This is a genomic window from Helicobacter typhlonius (genome assembly GCF_001460635.1).
Taxonomy (GTDB): domain Bacteria; phylum Campylobacterota; class Campylobacteria; order Campylobacterales; family Helicobacteraceae; genus Helicobacter_C; species Helicobacter_C typhlonius.
This window is the reverse complement of record NZ_LN907858.1, coordinates 1,439,097-1,454,528: the sequence shown is the minus strand read 5'-3', so window position 1 is coordinate 1,454,528 and position 15,432 is coordinate 1,439,097. Positions and strand designations below refer to the sequence as shown.

Annotated in this window: 14 protein-coding genes; 6 read left to right on the top strand and 8 right to left on the bottom strand. The window is 40.6% G+C overall.

Going from position 1 to position 15,432, the window contains the following annotated elements:
• The first annotated feature begins 73 nt into the window (after positions 1 to 73).
• Together pyrG and recJ are read left to right on the top strand one after the other, a co-directional pair.
• Positions 74 to 1,696 (top strand): glutamine hydrolyzing CTP synthase, encoded by a 1,623-nt coding sequence (gene pyrG, locus BN2458_RS07205; RefSeq protein ID WP_034326815.1) that lies wholly within the window; start codon positions 74 to 76, stop codon positions 1,694 to 1,696.
• Positions 1,696 to 3,357: a single-stranded-DNA-specific exonuclease RecJ gene (recJ, locus tag BN2458_RS07200; RefSeq protein WP_231944753.1), complete on the top strand. Its 1,662-nt coding sequence runs from the start codon at positions 1,696 to 1,698 to the stop codon at positions 3,355 to 3,357. Before pyrG ends, recJ begins: the two co-directional genes overlap by 1 nt.
• A 179-nt stretch (positions 3,358 to 3,536) precedes the next feature.
• Here recJ and traF read toward each other — a convergent pair whose 3' ends face one another.
• From traF to selA, 6 genes are read right to left on the bottom strand one after another with little or no spacing between them, the layout of a single operon-like run.
• Complete coding sequence (traF, locus tag BN2458_RS07195) at positions 3,537 to 5,171, bottom strand: conjugal transfer protein TraF (RefSeq protein WP_081951342.1); 1,635 nt, start codon at positions 5,169 to 5,171, stop codon at positions 3,537 to 3,539.
• Between the two features lie 10 nt (positions 5,172 to 5,181).
• Positions 5,182 to 5,598 carry a universal stress protein gene (locus BN2458_RS07190; RefSeq protein WP_034326813.1) on the bottom strand — a complete coding sequence of 139 codons (417 nt, stop codon included), beginning with the start codon at positions 5,596 to 5,598 and terminating at the stop codon, positions 5,182 to 5,184.
• Positions 5,599 to 5,614: 16 nt separating this feature from the next.
• Positions 5,615 to 6,892, bottom strand: coding sequence for a molybdopterin molybdotransferase MoeA (locus tag BN2458_RS07185; protein ID WP_034326811.1), 1,278 nt, complete (start codon positions 6,890 to 6,892; stop codon positions 5,615 to 5,617).
• Between the two features lie 29 nt (positions 6,893 to 6,921).
• Positions 6,922 to 8,109, bottom strand: coding sequence for a cysteine desulfurase (locus BN2458_RS07180; protein WP_034326809.1), 1,188 nt, complete (start codon positions 8,107 to 8,109; stop codon positions 6,922 to 6,924).
• Entirely contained in the window at positions 8,109 to 9,992 is a 1,884-nt protein-coding gene (gene selB / locus BN2458_RS07175; RefSeq protein WP_034342159.1) for a selenocysteine-specific translation elongation factor, read from the bottom strand. Before selB ends, BN2458_RS07180 begins: the two co-directional genes overlap by 1 nt.
• Positions 9,985 to 11,409: an L-seryl-tRNA(Sec) selenium transferase gene (gene selA, locus BN2458_RS07170; protein ID WP_052082036.1), complete on the bottom strand. Its 1,425-nt coding sequence runs from the start codon at positions 11,407 to 11,409 to the stop codon at positions 9,985 to 9,987. Before selA ends, selB begins: the two co-directional genes overlap by 8 nt.
• Positions 11,410 to 11,506: 97 nt before the next feature.
• Between selA and msrA the strand changes: the two genes are divergently transcribed.
• Entirely contained in the window at positions 11,507 to 12,004 is a 498-nt protein-coding gene (gene msrA / locus BN2458_RS07165; protein ID WP_034326805.1) for a peptide-methionine (S)-S-oxide reductase MsrA, read from the top strand.
• Positions 12,005 to 12,037: 33 nt separating this feature from the next.
• Here msrA and BN2458_RS07160 read toward each other — a convergent pair whose 3' ends face one another.
• Both BN2458_RS07160 and rpe read right to left on the bottom strand, forming a co-directional pair.
• Complete coding sequence (locus BN2458_RS07160; RefSeq protein ID WP_034342160.1) at positions 12,038 to 12,805, bottom strand: 3'-5' exonuclease; 768 nt, start codon at positions 12,803 to 12,805, stop codon at positions 12,038 to 12,040.
• A gap of 5 nt (positions 12,806 to 12,810) precedes the next feature.
• The gene (gene rpe, locus BN2458_RS07155; RefSeq protein ID WP_034326801.1) at positions 12,811 to 13,461 is read right to left on the bottom strand and encodes a ribulose-phosphate 3-epimerase; all 651 of its coding nucleotides are present in this window, start codon (positions 13,459 to 13,461) and stop codon (positions 12,811 to 12,813) included.
• A gap of 137 nt (positions 13,462 to 13,598) precedes the next feature.
• Here rpe and BN2458_RS07150 point away from each other — a divergent pair, with 137 nt between their 5' ends.
• Genes BN2458_RS07150 through BN2458_RS07140 form a run of 3 tightly spaced genes read left to right on the top strand, consistent with a single transcriptional unit; the run spans position 13,599 to position 15,391 of the window.
• A complete protein-coding gene (locus BN2458_RS07150; protein WP_034326799.1) occupies positions 13,599 to 14,276 on the top strand; it encodes a hypothetical protein in 678 nt (225 codons plus the stop codon).
• Between the two features lie 43 nt (positions 14,277 to 14,319).
• A complete protein-coding gene (locus BN2458_RS07145) occupies positions 14,320 to 15,156 on the top strand; it encodes a class 1 fructose-bisphosphatase (protein WP_173644102.1) in 837 nt (278 codons plus the stop codon).
• Positions 15,149 to 15,391 carry a hypothetical protein gene (locus tag BN2458_RS07140; protein WP_034326796.1) on the top strand — a complete coding sequence of 81 codons (243 nt, stop codon included), beginning with the start codon at positions 15,149 to 15,151 and terminating at the stop codon, positions 15,389 to 15,391. Before BN2458_RS07145 ends, BN2458_RS07140 begins: the two co-directional genes overlap by 8 nt.
• Positions 15,392 to 15,432 lie beyond the last annotated feature (41 nt).

The following is a 15,432-nucleotide window of genomic DNA, read 5'->3' as shown; positions in this document are numbered from 1 at the left end:
TAAATTAACAAGCTTTTAACTACTCTTTTATTATCATTCTCGCAAATTTTAGAATCTTAATCAAGGATATGTTATGGAAACCAAATATATTTTTGTAACCGGAGGTGTTTTAAGTTCTCTTGGAAAGGGTATCACTTCTTCTTCAATTGCAACTTTACTTCAGCATAGTGATTATAATGTCTCAATCCTAAAAATTGACCCTTATATTAATGTCGATCCGGGCACGATGAGTCCGCTAGAGCACGGCGAAGTGTTTGTTACAAGCGATGGCGCGGAGACAGATTTAGATATAGGGCATTATGAACGTTTTTTGAATAAGGATTTTCATAAAACAAATAACTTTACCACAGGGCAAGTATATATGTCTGTGATTGAAAAAGAGCGCAAGGGCAAGTATTTAGGCAAGACGATTCAAATCGTGCCACATATTGTAGATGAGATTAAAAGTCGCATTAAACTCGCCGGAGACGGAAGTGATTTTCTCGTTGTGGAGCTTGGGGGTACCGTGGGCGATATAGAGGGAATGCCATACCTTGAGGCTATGCGACAGATGAAACACGAGCTAGGAAATAAGCAAGTAATTTCTATCCACGTTACACTTATCCCGCTTGTGCGCGCAGCTGGTGAGCTAAAAACAAAGCCCACCCAACATTCTGTGCAGGAGTTAAGACGCATTGGAATTTCCCCGCAGATTCTCGTGGCGCGCTGTGAAAAGAGCCTTGATAAAGAATTAAAGCGCAAACTTGCTTTGAGCTGCGATGTTGATGATGATAGTGTGATAGTGGCAGAGGATACAGAGAGTATTTATAAATGTCCGCTTAATTTCTTGGAGGAGGGCATACTCACGCCCATAGCGCGATATTTGGGGCTTGGTGCATTAGAGCCAAAAATGGATAATTGGGATATGCTTGTAAAAAAGATTATCGCGCCCAAAAGTCAAGTAACTATTGGCTTTGTGGGGAAGTATTTGAGTCTTAAAGAATCTTATAAATCCCTTATAGAATCTCTTATTCACGCGGGGGCAAACACCGATACGCGCGTGAATATTAAATGGATTGATAGTGAGCTTTTGGAGGAGAATATCACACTTTTGCACGATGTGGATTCTATCCTTATTCCCGGAGGGTTTGGCGAGAGGGGCATAGCGGGGAAACTTGCAGCGATTAAATATGCGCGAGAGGAAAATATTCCTATGCTTGGCATTTGTCTAGGTATGCAGCTTTCTTTGATTGAGTTCGCGCGCAATGTGCTAGGTATCAAAGATGCAAATTCTGTGGAATTTGATGTGTATACCAAAGAGCCTATTATTTATTTGATTGAGGATTTTATAGACACGCAGGGCAATAAACAGCTTCGCACGCATACTTCGCCTATGGGTGGGACAATGCGACTTGGTGAGTATGAATGCCACATCAAAGAGGGCACAAAACTTTATGAAGCCTATGGCAGAGAGAAAGTCATCAAAGAGCGACATCGTCATCGATACGAGGCAAACCCAACATATCGCACACTTTTTGAGCAAAATGGTATGATTGTGAGCGGCGAGAGTAATGGGCTCATAGAATCTATTGAACTCGCAAATCATCCGTGGTTTGTAGCCGTGCAGTTTCACCCTGAATTTACCTCGCGTTTGCAGCGCCCCAACCCAATTATCCTTGAGTTTGTGAGACAAACTCAAGGATATAAAAAAGCATAATGAAAGTAGATTTAAAACATATAGAATCTATGGGCGCGGATTCTCAACACACAGATATTCAAGCAGATTCTAAAAATACAGTATCTCAAAGTGATTATCCTATTCTTAGCAAGGCGCAGATTTTGGAGCGGCTTTTAGCGCGTGATGTGGAGAGGGGGTATAAGTCTCTCAAAGACTTGCCCCTGCCTCAAGCCCTAGCGCATATCACAGAGGGCGCGGAAATTGTTGCAAATTGTATAAAAAGCAATCAAGAAGTGCTCGTGGTTGGGGATTATGACGCTGATGGCGTGTGTGCGAGTGCGATAATGGTGCAATTCTTTAGAATCTTAGGCTATGCAAATATGCGACTCATTATTCCCAATCGCTTTACAGACGGCTATGGTGTGAGTGCCGCGCTCTTGCAAAAATATGCAAATAATGCTGCCGTGGTAATAAGCGTAGATAATGGTATTACCGCATTTTGTGCCGCACAATGGTGCAAAGAGGCGCAGATTCCGCTTGTGATTACTGACCACCACACGCCCACACACCAACTGCCAGAAGCTGATGTAATTATCGACCCCTATTTGAGCGAATGCACTTTTCCACAGAAATCCATTTGTGGCGCGGTGGTAGCTTGGTATTTTTGCGCTACTTTGAAGCAGATTCTTGATTGCGATGTGAATATGAGCGTGTTTTTGCCCTATCTCGCCATAGCGAGTGTGGGCGATGTAATGCCCCTTGTTGGCATAAATCGTCTGCTTGTTAAAAAAGGTATAGAATCTCTTTATACCACTTCAATGCCTTTTGCGCGGCTTTTGCGAGAAAAATACAAGAAACTTGACGCACAGACTTTGGGCTTTTATATCGTCCCATTGCTTAATGCCCCCGGGCGTATGGCGAGTGCCGATGTAGCTTTAGCATTTTTAGTCAGTGAGGATTTAGATAAGGCACAAAGCGCGTATGAGAGGCTTTTAAACCTTAACAATGAGCGCAAAAAGATTCAAAGTGAGGTTTTAGAATCCGCACACAAGCATTTGATAGAATATGATGATTTTGTGGTGAGCTACGCGCAAGGGTGGCACGAAGGTGTGCTGGGTATTGTAGCCTCGCATTTATCGAGGGAGTATCAAAAAAGTGCATTTGTGTTTAATGAAATAAATAATGTGCTCAAGGGTAGTGGGCGCAGCTTTGGTGATGCAAATCTTATCGCTTCTATCACGCCTTTGGCGGATAAATTACTGGGTTTTGGCGGACATAGCGGTGCAATGGGGCTAAGCGTGGAGAAAGAGAAACTGCGGGATTTTGCCTCATCTCTTTGTATGGTATGTGAGGAGAGCGAAGATAAAGATTCTGTGCTTGGCAAAATAGAGAGTGCGAATATTGATAGAGAGTTGCTAGAGATAATTGAGCACTTTGCGCCCTTTGGTGCGGGGAATCCAATGCCTGTTTTGATATGCGAGTATATGCGTATAGAATCTATTAAGCCTTTTGGCAAGGTGGGAGTGCATTTTGAGTATATCTTGCGTGATACACGCACGCAAACGCGCCTTGTGTGCGTGGAGTTTTTTGCGCCTTGTATGCGTGAGGTAGGGCAATGTGGCGATGTGTATTGTGAGATTATGCGAGATGATTTTACATTGGGAGTGAAACTAAAGATGATTGAGGGGAGATTTGTATAAAGGTTTTTAGAATCTTGGTTGTATCAAAAATATTTTTATATGTTTCTTTTTTAAGGTGGGGATAAAAATATGCAAATGTGAGTTTATGGCTTTGTTACTACACATCAAACATTCCCCTCGTGAGATTGTGTATGAAGATTCTAAAACCTTGACAAAGTCTTAGAATCTGCTGCAATGTTCTAAAAGCTAAAGCTTCCGCCTACGCGGAGATTAAGATATTGAGGAATAGGTATGTTCTCTACACGAGTGAATTTGGTGCTTGTTTGCAAAGCAACATCAAGGAATCCTAGCACATTTAGCCCACCTGTTAAAATAAGCCCCGTATCTTGTCGCAAGTCTTTCATCGCACCCACGCGCACATCAATAGCCTTTAAGTCAAAGGCGACACCACCGCCAACCATTTGGCTTTGCTGTCTAATATTGCTAAATGCAATCAAATCATTTGGGGTTAAATCCGCATCAAAAGCGACATTGAAAAATCGCGAGTTGTAGCCAATACCGGCGCGATATTGTGGCTTAAGCGTGATATTAGAAAAAGTAGATTCAAAAGTTGGCGAGTTAATGTTTTTTGCCACAAGTCCAAAAGTGAGATAGCGAAACTCCGGTAAATCAATCTCATAAAGTGCGCCAACATCAACACCAAAATTATTTGAAGAGATAGCTCCATCAAGCGAGGCAAAATTAGTAAGCTCTTTTTTGCCTATATTTTTATTAATAAACATTTCATTTTGACTACTTAGAGCATTCATCAATTTGCCTGTTAGCCCAATATTGAGGTTGCCATTTTTGAGATAAAAAGTGCGTGCATAGCCCACAGGCAATTCAGTAAGCACAAAGCTTGTAGCGATAAGCTTGTGATAATTACCATCTAAAGAAGCAATGAGCGAATAGTTGTTGTAATCACTTTGTGTCGAAGTTTTATAGCTAAAGCTATCACCATTATCTGTGAGTTCATAATAACTTCCATTGCCACCATCAATGATAAGACGCATACGAGAAGCATCAGCTTTGACTGACATACTTGAATATAAAGAAGTAAAAAGCGCTACGCCAAGGCTTCCAAGTTTTTCATTCATCGTTTTAGTAGAGAGTTGTAAAATTACGCCATTTTGGCTTACTGCATTGAGATTATTATCTTGAAAGATATCTTTAACGGCACTAATATCATTTATTGCTTTATCTAATTCTTTATCACCGCCTTTAGAAATAGTAATATTTTGCAAAAGCCCTCCTACACCTCCACCTGTGCTTGAACTAAAATCAAGATGGTCATAATCAATATTCCCTGCGATACTGCCAAGTATATTTTTTTGGTCTGGTGTGAGGGCACTACTTTGTTGCACTTGTTGTAGCACACTTTGTATCAAGTCATTATAGTTTCCATCGGGGTGCTGTTGGAGGTAATCTTGCAAATCTTGTTTGACATCACCACTAGGATTTGTTAATACAGAGGCAAGTGCATCTTTGACAACATTTGTAATCTCACCCACATTCGCTCCACTACCAGAAGCAAAGGTATTTACAAGTCGTTCTGCAGTATCTGCCATATTTTTGATATCAATCTTGGTAATTTTAGCAAGATTATGTTCTTCTAAACCAACACCCAAAGAATATCCCATTTTTACGCGCGGGTCGGAACTAAGAAGTGCAGGATTGTAGTAAAGCCCCCACGCAGAGTGCTTTAAGGCAACTCCTGCACCACCCATTGCCGCAGAAGTGTTACCCATAGAGCCAAACTCTAATGCTTCAAGTGAGCCATAGAAGCAACTGCTTAACATTCCTAAGGCAAGAAATTTTTTTCTAGTCCCCCACATCATAGTCTCCTTATTTTGCTACCAAAACAGGAATAGGAGAGGAGTTAATAAAGCTATTTTGATGAGAATTAAAGATTCTATGCAAGAGCGAAGATTCACTCGCACCAATGATAAGCAAATCATAGTTATTAACAATTTCAAGCACTACATCAATAGGATTACCTGTTTTTAGAATCTTTTGACAGGTAATACCCTCCTTATTAAAGGCAGATTCAAACTCACTAAGAATAGCATTTGATTTTTCATTTTCAATATTTTCTATTGTGCCATAATCTACAATTCCGCTTTCAGCATATACAACAATTTCAGGTGTTACGTGCAAGAGAGTGAGCTCTATCTCATCTCTATGTCCAAAAAATTTAATAATGGTCTGAATTGCTCTGCGACATTCTTGTGTATCACTTACTCCAAATAAGAGCTTTGTCATATTCACTCCTTATAGTTTAATTCTCTAATTCATTAATGAAGTCTATTATATCACAAAAATCGGCATTATAAGGAATTACCTTAATGCACCCTCCTTGTCCTAAACCGTATATTTCTTTGATTTGAGATGTATTAGAATCTTGGCACAAAGTTTTGTGCGCTCCTGCTTTGCATATTGCTATACCACTATTTTTCCACATATTTACAAGGGAGCTTGAACCGATTTTTCCGCCTTTGTAAAGTATGAAATTATTGTGCTCTATCTTACCTAGAATCATTGATGTGGTGTTTATTTTCAAATGATATTCCCCGACAAGCTTTAAACTTATGGGTTTAGGATAAAAATTCCTCGAGCCCTGCATAGATTCTAAAAAGCTTAATATCAATGTATGCGTATGAAGCAGCAAGGCTAAGGGATTACCGGGTAGGAGGATAATAATTGTATCACCCAAAGTCGCACAGGCAAGGTGTCTGCCGGGTTTTAGATTCACACCATCAAATAAAAATGTAGCGCCCATAGATTCTAATACATTTTTTATCAAGTCCGCATCGCCCACACTTGCTCCACCGCTTGTAATTACCACATCATATTCACTAAAACGCGCTAGGGCAAGTTTAAGCGCACTTTCATTATCTGGTAAAATCCCGCCATAGTTGCATTCATAGCCGCGTGATTGCAAAAGTGTGTAAAGACTCGTAGCGTTTGTATTGTAAATTTGATGAGGGGCTGCAGTTAGGTGCGGCTCTATGACTTCATCACCACTTGAAAATATCGCTACACGCAAGGGTGCGTAGGTGCAAATGGTGTCTATGCCTTGAGAGGCGATGATACTTAAATCAAGGTGATTGAGCCTCTTACCTTTGCGTAAAAGGACAGAATCTAGCGTGATTTCCTCGCCTTGAAAGCGGATATTTTGCCCTTTTTTAGGCTCTTGGCATTCAAAGATTACTTTAGCACCTAAATCTTGTGCCATTTCGATTTGCACTACCGCTTCGCTACCTTTTGGAAGCATTGCGCCTGTCATCACTTTATAGGTATGTCCGGCTTGTAGCTCAAGGTTTGCGGCATTGTCTCCGGCTAGGATTATTCCATCGCAAATACAAGGTTTATCATAATCCTCTAGTTTTATTGCATAGCCGTCCATTGCGGAGTTATCAAAGGGTGGCAGAGGCTTTGTGGCGATAATATCCTCGCTTAAGACACAGCCATAAGATTCAAAAATTGTGTTTTTACGCGTGTGTGCGGTGCGTGGCAAAGAAGTGCCTATCTTAAGGGCTTGTAAAAAATCAACCATATTTTTTTCTCCTCATATTTTTTAGAATCTTAGCAAAATTGCCGTAGCTGCAAATAGGCATTAGCTATGCTCGTAGCGATAGATTCAATATCTTTTAAATCCACATAACTAATGCTAATTAATTCCCTGCATTGCGCCTCTTCATAGCCCATAGATTGAAGCACAAAAGAGGGCTTGGCATTCCCATAGAGACAGTCTAGCCCATTAATTGCATAAATGCCCTCAATCTGCAAAGCTTGGATAATCTCACGTGCCTTTATGTGCTTAAGGCGCAGGGCTAGGGTGTTTGGCGCACTTAAATGCAGGGGCGCAAAGAGTCCAATATTATCTTGAAGTTTTGCTTTTAGAGATTCAAAAAATTGCACTTTAGAATCTTCAGCCTTAGGGGTAGCAAGTATGCTTTCAAGCGCAATAAGTGCTGCTTTGAAGAGATGTGGGCGTAAAAGTTGCGTGGTGTTATAATCTTTTAGCGCAGGGGACAAAGTCTGCGTGGGACTTAGGATAAAGCCACTCTTTCGTATTAAACCTATGCTTTCGCCATTGCAAATAAAAAATACTCTAAGATTCATAAGGGAGCGCAAAAATGCACATTTTTCTTGCGTGAGGGAGCTTAGAAAAAGTGAAATATCACAAAAAATAAGCACGTTTTCATAAGTGGTAAAAATCTCCTCAATAAGGGATTTTATGGGGTTTAGCGTCAGTAAGTCTTGATTGATGAGTGGAATAAAAAATGCAATGGATTGTGTAGAATCTATACAATCTGTTCGCACGGAATTTTCTTGTATTTTTTTAGAATCTGCCTCCGTGCGCGTAGAATGATTGTGCGCGTGATTCTGTGTAGATTCTAAACATATTTTGCAATTTTTAATAATGCCATTAGGATTAAGCGGCAAAAATGAAATGGCACTTGGATAAATCGCTGTGAATCTCTCTCCCGCGTAAAAACTCTGCTGTGATAGGCTAGGGGCTAGGGCTATGTGGAAATGATGTTTATGAAGTGTATCAAAAAGGGAGAGAAACTCGCCACAACTATAATCAAAACCTAGCGCAAATGAGGCATCAAAAAACTTTGCTAAGGATAGAGAATCTGCCTTAAATGTGCTTAAGAAGGCATTGTCAAATGTATTTGGATTTGCAAATTCTGTGTGAAAAAGCGCGTTTGCTACTTTGTTTTGCGGGACATTTGCTAAAAAATCAAGGTGTATTGACTCAAACATTAGCTTCCTTTATGTGTGTATTTGAAGCTCCGCTTATGCTCACTACATTGTATATCCTCGAATTTATCGAGGTATTCGAGGTAGCCGATGAGGTATTTGCGACTAAGGTTTGTATGTGTTTTTAAGATATTTACATCGACATAGCCGTGAGTAGCGATAAGCTCACGCATAAGACTTACAATGTGATTAAGCGCATTTGTGGTAATAAAAAGATTGTGGCTTATACGCACGACTTTTTTAGCAAGGCTTAGGGATTTAAGTGCATTATCGCCAAGCTTTTTATCAATATCAAAAGATTCATAGATATTATAGGGTGCAAGTGGTGCGCAGCCTTGCTTTTCTAGCTCGTTATAGAGTTTTTCTTGCACGAAAGTGTTAATATCTTTAATCTTGCAAGTCCTAGACATATAAAGTCCATTTTTAGAGATGATTTGCCCCTCGTCTTTTAGTTCATCAAGGGTGCGTTGGGCGAGTGCGGGAGAGAGCCATTTATGTTTTAGGCTTAGGCTTGAAGCAGAGAGTAGGGCGGCATTATTATGCGTGAAAATCTCTATAATATTTGACTTGACTAATTCAATTTGTGAGAGTGGGTAGAGAGTGAGAGATTTTTCATCAGCAAAAATAGATTCTAAATGCGCGGCAATATCGTAGCTTTGCGCGTGGCTTAGGGCGAAACGTTGCGTGGAGCTTACAAGCCCAAAGCCCTTTTTGTGAATCTGTGTAAGTAAAGTAAATGCGTATTTAAAGTCTTTTTGTGCGAGGGCTTGGAGTAAAGTAATTTTTGTGTGCTTTTTGATTGGGTCGATGATTGGATTTAACACTATGCCACCGCATATTTCGCCCTCATCATTGCGTAAAATAAAATGCTGTGAAAATACGCTAAAAATCACTTCATCGCATTTAAGGGTAGCAAGGGTCAAAGGCTTTTTGCTAAAAACTGATAAAATGCCCTCTTGCTTTAGAATTTGCACCTTTGCGTTATATTTTGCACTCCCTATATAAAACTGATAAATGCCATTATGTTTTATCTTGCCAAAAATACCCACATCGATACTATTAAATCCCCTCAAATAGCCCTTTGGCGCGAGGAGATAGCCTCTTTGTAGCTCATTATGGCTAATGCGGCTAAGATTAAGTGCGACACGATGAGAGGGAGTGGCGATTGTAGTGTCTAAATCGTGAATCTGTATGCCCTTAATCTCCACTTCCTTGTTGATATTATAAGCATAGAGCTTGTCATTTGGCGCACATTGTCCGCTAAGCACACTGCCAGTAACAACACAACCCGCGCCCTTAATCGCAAAGCTCCTATCAATATAATACATAAAAAGCCCAAAGTCCCTTGTTTTGGGCTTTGGTATAGAATCCAGCAGATTCTTTATATATTCTAGCTCCTTTGCATTATCTACCTGTGGGTGCAAGGAGAGCGCGATAGATTCTAATAATTGCATATCACAAGTGCTAAATTGCTCCTTGAGTGCGGATTGTAAAAGTGTGATTTTCTCATCGAGTTCATCTTTTGGAAACTTATCAATCTTTGTAATCACGCACACACAGGATTTTATCCCCAGCATATCGGCAATTTTTATGTGTTCTATGCTTTGAGGCATAATGCCCTCATTTGCCGCGACAACAAGGAGCAACACATCAATACCAAAAGTCCCGGCTATCATATTTTTCACAAGCTTTTCGTGCCCGGGCACATCGATAAAGGCGATATTGCGCGTTGGCAGTTTGAGCGCAGAAAAGCTCAAATCAAGTGTAATACCTCTTTGCTTCTCTTCATTAAGACTATCGCCATCAAAGCCATTGAGTGCCTTAATGAGCGTTGTCTTGCCGTGGTCGATATGCCCAGCTAAGCCTATGATAATATCATTATTCATCTCTTGCCTCTTTAAAAATGGCTGATATTGTTTCTACAATATAATCTTCATCGCCCTTAAGCAAGGTGCGCATATCAAGGCAAATGCTCCCCTCTTTAATGTAGGCTATTATGCCTCTTTCTCGCAGCAAAGATTCAAAGTTTTCTACATCAATATTTTTTGCTTTTAGACTAAGCCCAAAGGAGCTAAAGTTTTCATTTGGAAGCGAACCACCACCGGCAACTGAATCTAGCCTTATGCTCTTTACTTCTAGTGTTGCGATATTGAGCGCACATATATGTTCTTTTAGCGCGTTGGCTTTAGATTCTAAAGTTTTAGAATCTGCTAAAAGCATAGCGAGTGTTGGAATCTTATGATATGCCTTGTCTTTGTAGGCTTGAAGCGTGGCTTGGAGGAGCAAAATACCACATTTATCCACTCTAAAAGCTCTAAGCAGCGGATTGGTTTTAAGCTTTTTTATAAATTCTGCTTTGCCACAGATAATACCCACTTGGCAACCACCCAAAAGCTTATCACCACTAAAGCTAAGAAGTGAGGGCTTATAGGCGCATATCTCTTGCACACTGGGTTCATCTGTGAGGTGCAAAACTCCTAAATGTCCGCTCCCTAAATCAAAATAATCAATCAAATGATGTGCGCGTGAGAGCGCGATAAGCTCCTTTATATGACAGGAGCTCACAAAACCGAGTTGCTTAAAATTACTTTGGTGGGCTTTCATAATCATTGCACTTTGTTCGTTAATGGCATTTTCATAATCGCGCAAATGCGTCTTGTTTGTCGTGCCTACTTCGCGCAATACACTTTCGCTACTCGCCATAATCTCGGGGATTCTAAAACTCCCGCCAATCTCTATAAGCTCCCCGCGCGAGATAATGACTTCTTTGTGCTTTGCGAAAGTATTAAGGATTAAAAACACACTTGCAGCGTTATTATTCACTAATAGCGCGTCCTCACAGCCACAAATCTCACGCAGCAGTTTCACACAATGCGTGTATCGCTCCCCCCTTTTGCCCTGTGCTAAATCATACTCAAGCGTGTGATAGGAGCGCAAAAATGGCATTACTTCATCTAGTATTTCCTCGCTAAATACACTGCGTCCTAAATTTGTGTGAATCACAACGCCTGTGGCGTTAATTACGCGCTTTAATGTTGGGGCGCATTGCTTCTTTGCTTTGGATTCAAGCGTGGGGATAAGGTTTGCAATACGCTCTTTAAAATCCTGTGTGTCTATGTGCCCATTTTGTAAAGACTGCTTCAATTCCTGCAAATGCGCGTTTATGAGTGGCATAAGCATAGATTTATCAAAATCTTTTAAAGCAGAGAGCAGGGTATCTATTTTTGGAATAAGTCTCAAGAGTGCTTGCAAGTCATTATTTTGCGAATCGTGTTTGGTAGTTTTGTGTGAATCCTGTGGCATTTACTCCTCCGCACCTGTTTTGTCTTTGTATAAACAGCTAGGTTAAGATTTTAGCTTGTTTATAATAATGTAAGGCAAAAACATTAAGGAAGTAAAAATGGCGACAATTTATCTTGCAGGTGGGTGCTTTTGGGGGATTCAAGGCTATTTTGATAGGCTAAAAGGTGTGCAGGATTCACAAGTGGGTTATGCGAACTCTTATATTGCAAATCCTACTTATGAAATGGTATGTAGTGGCACGAGCGGTGCGGTGGAGGCTTTGGAGCTTACTTATGATAGGCAGATTTTAAGCCTTAATGAGATTATGGGGCGATTTCTTAGTATTATTAACCCTGCCGCACTTAATTTTCAAGGTAATGATGTGGGGAGTCAATACCGCAATGGCGTGTATTTTGTGGAAGTAGCCGATGAGGAGATTATCCGCAACAATCTTCGAATCTGGGAGCAAAATCACCAAAAAAAGGCAGTTACAGAAGTGTTTGCTCTGCGGAATTTCTACCCCGCTGAAAATTATCATCAAAAGTATTTAGTAAAAAATCCAAATGGATACTGCCATATTGATATAGAATCTGCGCTTGAAGAGTGGAAAAAATAGTCTGTGTGAATGTATAGATTCTAAAAGTTTGAGTTATTTATATCCCACTCGCCCTTTTGAAAAATCAATCAAATCTTGCATACTTCGCACAGATGGTGGAAACATCATTGTCGCAATGTTAAAGATTTTTAGACTTGTAAGGGCATCAGCATAGGCGCGGTGTGAAACAGGCGTGTGTATGCTTAAAAAATCATTGAGATAGGCAAGTGCATATCGTTTAGAGGGAATAACTTTTTTGGCAAGTTCAATCGTGCAAAGTTTGGGATTAAGCAAACCAAAAAACCCACATTGTCGCAAATGATAGTCCAAAAATCCATAGTCAAAATTCACATTATGCGCCACAAACACACTATAGCCTAAAAATGCCTTAAATTGCTTTAAAACCTGCTCCTTGCGCGGAGCATTTGCTATGTGATCGTAGGTAATGCCTGTAAGTTCGGTAATATTTTCTGGCACAAATGGCGCATAAATGTAGCTCTCAAAAGATTCTATAATCTTACCCCCACGCGTTTTAATCGCACCAATCTCTATAATCTCGCTACTTTGGGGCTTTGCACCATTTGTCTCAATATCGACAAATGTTAAATTGCTCTCTTCCCACATTTTCTTATGTGTTGAAAGGCTAAATCTCACTTCATCGCCATTAATTTCCTTAAACAAAGGCGCACCCGCCCCATTAAGCAGTTCGATTTCACTATCCACATCTGCATATAAACCGCCGATATTTTTCACATACATACGAAATTCTTTCTCGCTCATATCAGCGGTGCGGAGTTTCTCAAAAAGTTGGGCGTAAGTCATAGAAACTATTTAAGTTTAGCGATTGCTTCTGCATAATTTTGCGAACCAAAGATGAAGCTCCCTGCCACGACCATATCAATCCCTGTATTTTTAAGTGTGTGGATATTTTTATCACTCACGCCCCCGTCAATTTCAAGCAAACATTTGGGATTAAGCCTATCGCGCATTTTTTTGATATTATGGAGTTTTTTAATGCTAGATTCAATAAATCTCTGTCCGCCAAAGCCCGGATTCACACTCATTAAAAGCACCAAGTCAATATCGGGTAAGATGTATTCTAAAAGCTGCTCACTCGTGTGTGGATTGAGCACCACACCAGCTTTTACACCGCTATCTTTAATATGCCAAATGAGGCGATGTAAATGTTGCACTTCTTCAAGATGCACACTTATAAATGCAGGTTTTAGGGGCAAAAAAAACTCGACAAAAAAAGGCACATTTCGCACCATAAGGTGAATATCAAGGGGCTTTGAGGCGGCTTTGGCTATGGCTTCTACCACACAAGGACCCATAGTGAGATTTGGCACAAAATGCCCGTCCATTACATCAATATGCACATAATCACACCCCGCTGCACAGACACTCTCTACCTCTTCACCAAGTCGCATAAAATCCGCCGAAAGCACACTAGGTGCGACAAGAACTTGTTTTGCCATTTTTATCCTTTGAATAGAATCTAAACTTCAATCATTATATGAGAATCTTCTATGCAAAATATTCGCGCCATTGTATCATACAATCACTCTAATTTAATTGTATAGCCTATAATGCCACAAACTTATAAGGAATATATATGCCTGTATCTCACCCATTCGCGCCACTACTTGGATTATCTACTCCTACGCTTATTTATCCTGCTACATTGCCTAAGCCGCCCACGCCCTTTATCCCCTATGGTTTTAACATTGAAGCGCAAACTTTGCTCGCTCCACGCAATCCTAAGGCGATTGTCATCTTTGTGGGGGGCTTTTGCGATACGATTATGTGCGCTGTATATAGGAGTTTTATGGCATTCAATCAAGAATCTTGTATCAAAATATATGCGAGTTTCAAATCTCAAGCACTTTTTAGTGCGTGGTTGCCACTTCTTGTGCAATGCAATCTCCCTATGTTTGTTATTGCGCATTCTTGGGGCGGGAGTAATTTCTATAAAGCCCTGTTGGATATAGAATCTAAAAATGCAAACAATGATGTAAATTTGCATTATTTGCTCACACTCGACCCTGTGGGTTATCATAAGCCAAAGGTGCGCCCACTCGGCATTGGGTATTGGGAAAATGTGTATATCGCGCATAAGCACACATATCTGCGCCGCACGAATATCATCGCACTTATAGGACACGCGTGGAATGAAATTGCTGTGAGTGACAGCAATTTTGCGCTATACAAACCGCTTCATCACGCAAGTATTGAACAAATGATTGCAGCGACACATTTTGCCGATGAGCTTACAAAAATCATAAGCATTTAAATGCTATAATCCTAAGCCAATCCGCACTTTGGAGAATAAAATGATAAGCGTAATTATTGAAACATTAAGAGAATCCGCCCTACATATAGATACGCTCCTCAATCAGCAAAATGGGAGCTATCTACAAAGCACGAATGCAAGTGGAGATATGCAGCTTGAAGTTGATGTGGAAGCAGATAGAATCTTCCAAAAAGCCTTACTTGAACTACCAAGTGTGAAGGCGATTTGCAGTGAGGAGCAAGAGGAGATTTGCTACTCAAATAACAAAAATGCACCCTATATTATCGCCTATGACCCGCTTGATGGTTCTTCGCTCATAGATAGCAATCTTAGCATAGGAAGCATTTTTGGAATCTACAATGAGGAGCTAAAGCCTAGCTCACTCATTGCAAGTGGCTACATTGTCTATGGACCGCGGCTTGAAATGGTAGTCGCGCAGGAGCAGGTGCTGCATTATCGCTATGATGGCGCACAATGGCGCAATTTAGGGGTTTTACAGCTCAATACCAAAGGGCGTATAAATGCACCCGGCGGCACACAAAAGCATTGGGAGAGTAAGCATAAGACAATGATAGAATCTCTATTTATGCAGGGCTATCGTTTGCGCTATTCTGGCGGTATGGTGCCTGATTTGCACCAGATTTTGGTTAAGGGTGGGGGGCTTTTTAGCTATCCTGCTACCACTGATGCACCAAATGGCAAACTTCGTAAGCTTTTTGAAGTTTTCCCCCTTGCTTTTATCTATGAAAAAGCGGGAGGTTATGCGACAGATGGGACAAAAAGGCTTTTAGAGCTTGAAGTAGGGCATATACACGAGAGCAGCCCCTGCTTTTTTGGGAGCAAAGAGGAAATGGAGCTTGTGAGGAGAATCTATGAGTGAGAATGTAGCACAAAATATAGAATCTTCGCAGCAAGGTAATACCCCAATAAATGATGTTTATGAAAAGGCATTGCAAGATAATATCGATATTTTACAGCAATGTCAGCGTGATAAGGGTTTTAGCACCTGCACGATGTGTGAATTGCTCATTAGCTGTGAGGTGCGTAATAACTATGTTAAGGCGGTGTATAATAGTATGTCAAAGGGGCAGCACGGCGACTTTGATTTTAACTAGATTCTAAAATATGCGCTAGATTTTAGAATCTAGCAAAAAAG

Excerpts from the sequence above, each read along its gene's own strand:
- selB (WP_034342159.1), bottom strand. The coding sequence starts at position 9,992 with ATGAATAATGATATTATCATAGGCTTAGCTGGGCATATCGACCACGGC.
- BN2458_RS07180 (WP_034326809.1), bottom strand. The coding sequence starts at position 8,109 with ATGTTTGAGTCAATACACCTTGATTTTTTAGCAAATGTCCCGCAAAAC.
- BN2458_RS07140 (WP_034326796.1), top strand. The coding sequence starts at position 15,149 with ATGAGTGAGAATGTAGCACAAAATATAGAATCTTCGCAGCAAGGTAAT.
- pyrG (WP_034326815.1), top strand. The coding sequence starts at position 74 with ATGGAAACCAAATATATTTTTGTAACCGGAGGTGTTTTAAGTTCTCTT.
- BN2458_RS07190 (WP_034326813.1), bottom strand. The coding sequence starts at position 5,598 with ATGACAAAGCTCTTATTTGGAGTAAGTGATACACAAGAATGTCGCAGA.
- recJ (WP_231944753.1), top strand. The coding sequence starts at position 1,696 with ATGAAAGTAGATTTAAAACATATAGAATCTATGGGCGCGGATTCTCAA.
- BN2458_RS07160 (WP_034342160.1), bottom strand. The coding sequence starts at position 12,805 with ATGACTTACGCCCAACTTTTTGAGAAACTCCGCACCGCTGATATGAGC.
- traF (WP_081951342.1), bottom strand. The coding sequence starts at position 5,171 with ATGTGGGGGACTAGAAAAAAATTTCTTGCCTTAGGAATGTTAAGCAGT.
- msrA (WP_034326805.1), top strand. The coding sequence starts at position 11,507 with ATGGCGACAATTTATCTTGCAGGTGGGTGCTTTTGGGGGATTCAAGGC.
- BN2458_RS07150 (WP_034326799.1), top strand. The coding sequence starts at position 13,599 with ATGCCTGTATCTCACCCATTCGCGCCACTACTTGGATTATCTACTCCT.
- rpe (WP_034326801.1), bottom strand. The coding sequence starts at position 13,461 with ATGGCAAAACAAGTTCTTGTCGCACCTAGTGTGCTTTCGGCGGATTTT.
- selA (WP_052082036.1), bottom strand. The coding sequence starts at position 11,409 with ATGCCACAGGATTCACACAAAACTACCAAACACGATTCGCAAAATAAT.
- BN2458_RS07185 (WP_034326811.1), bottom strand. The coding sequence starts at position 6,892 with ATGGTTGATTTTTTACAAGCCCTTAAGATAGGCACTTCTTTGCCACGC.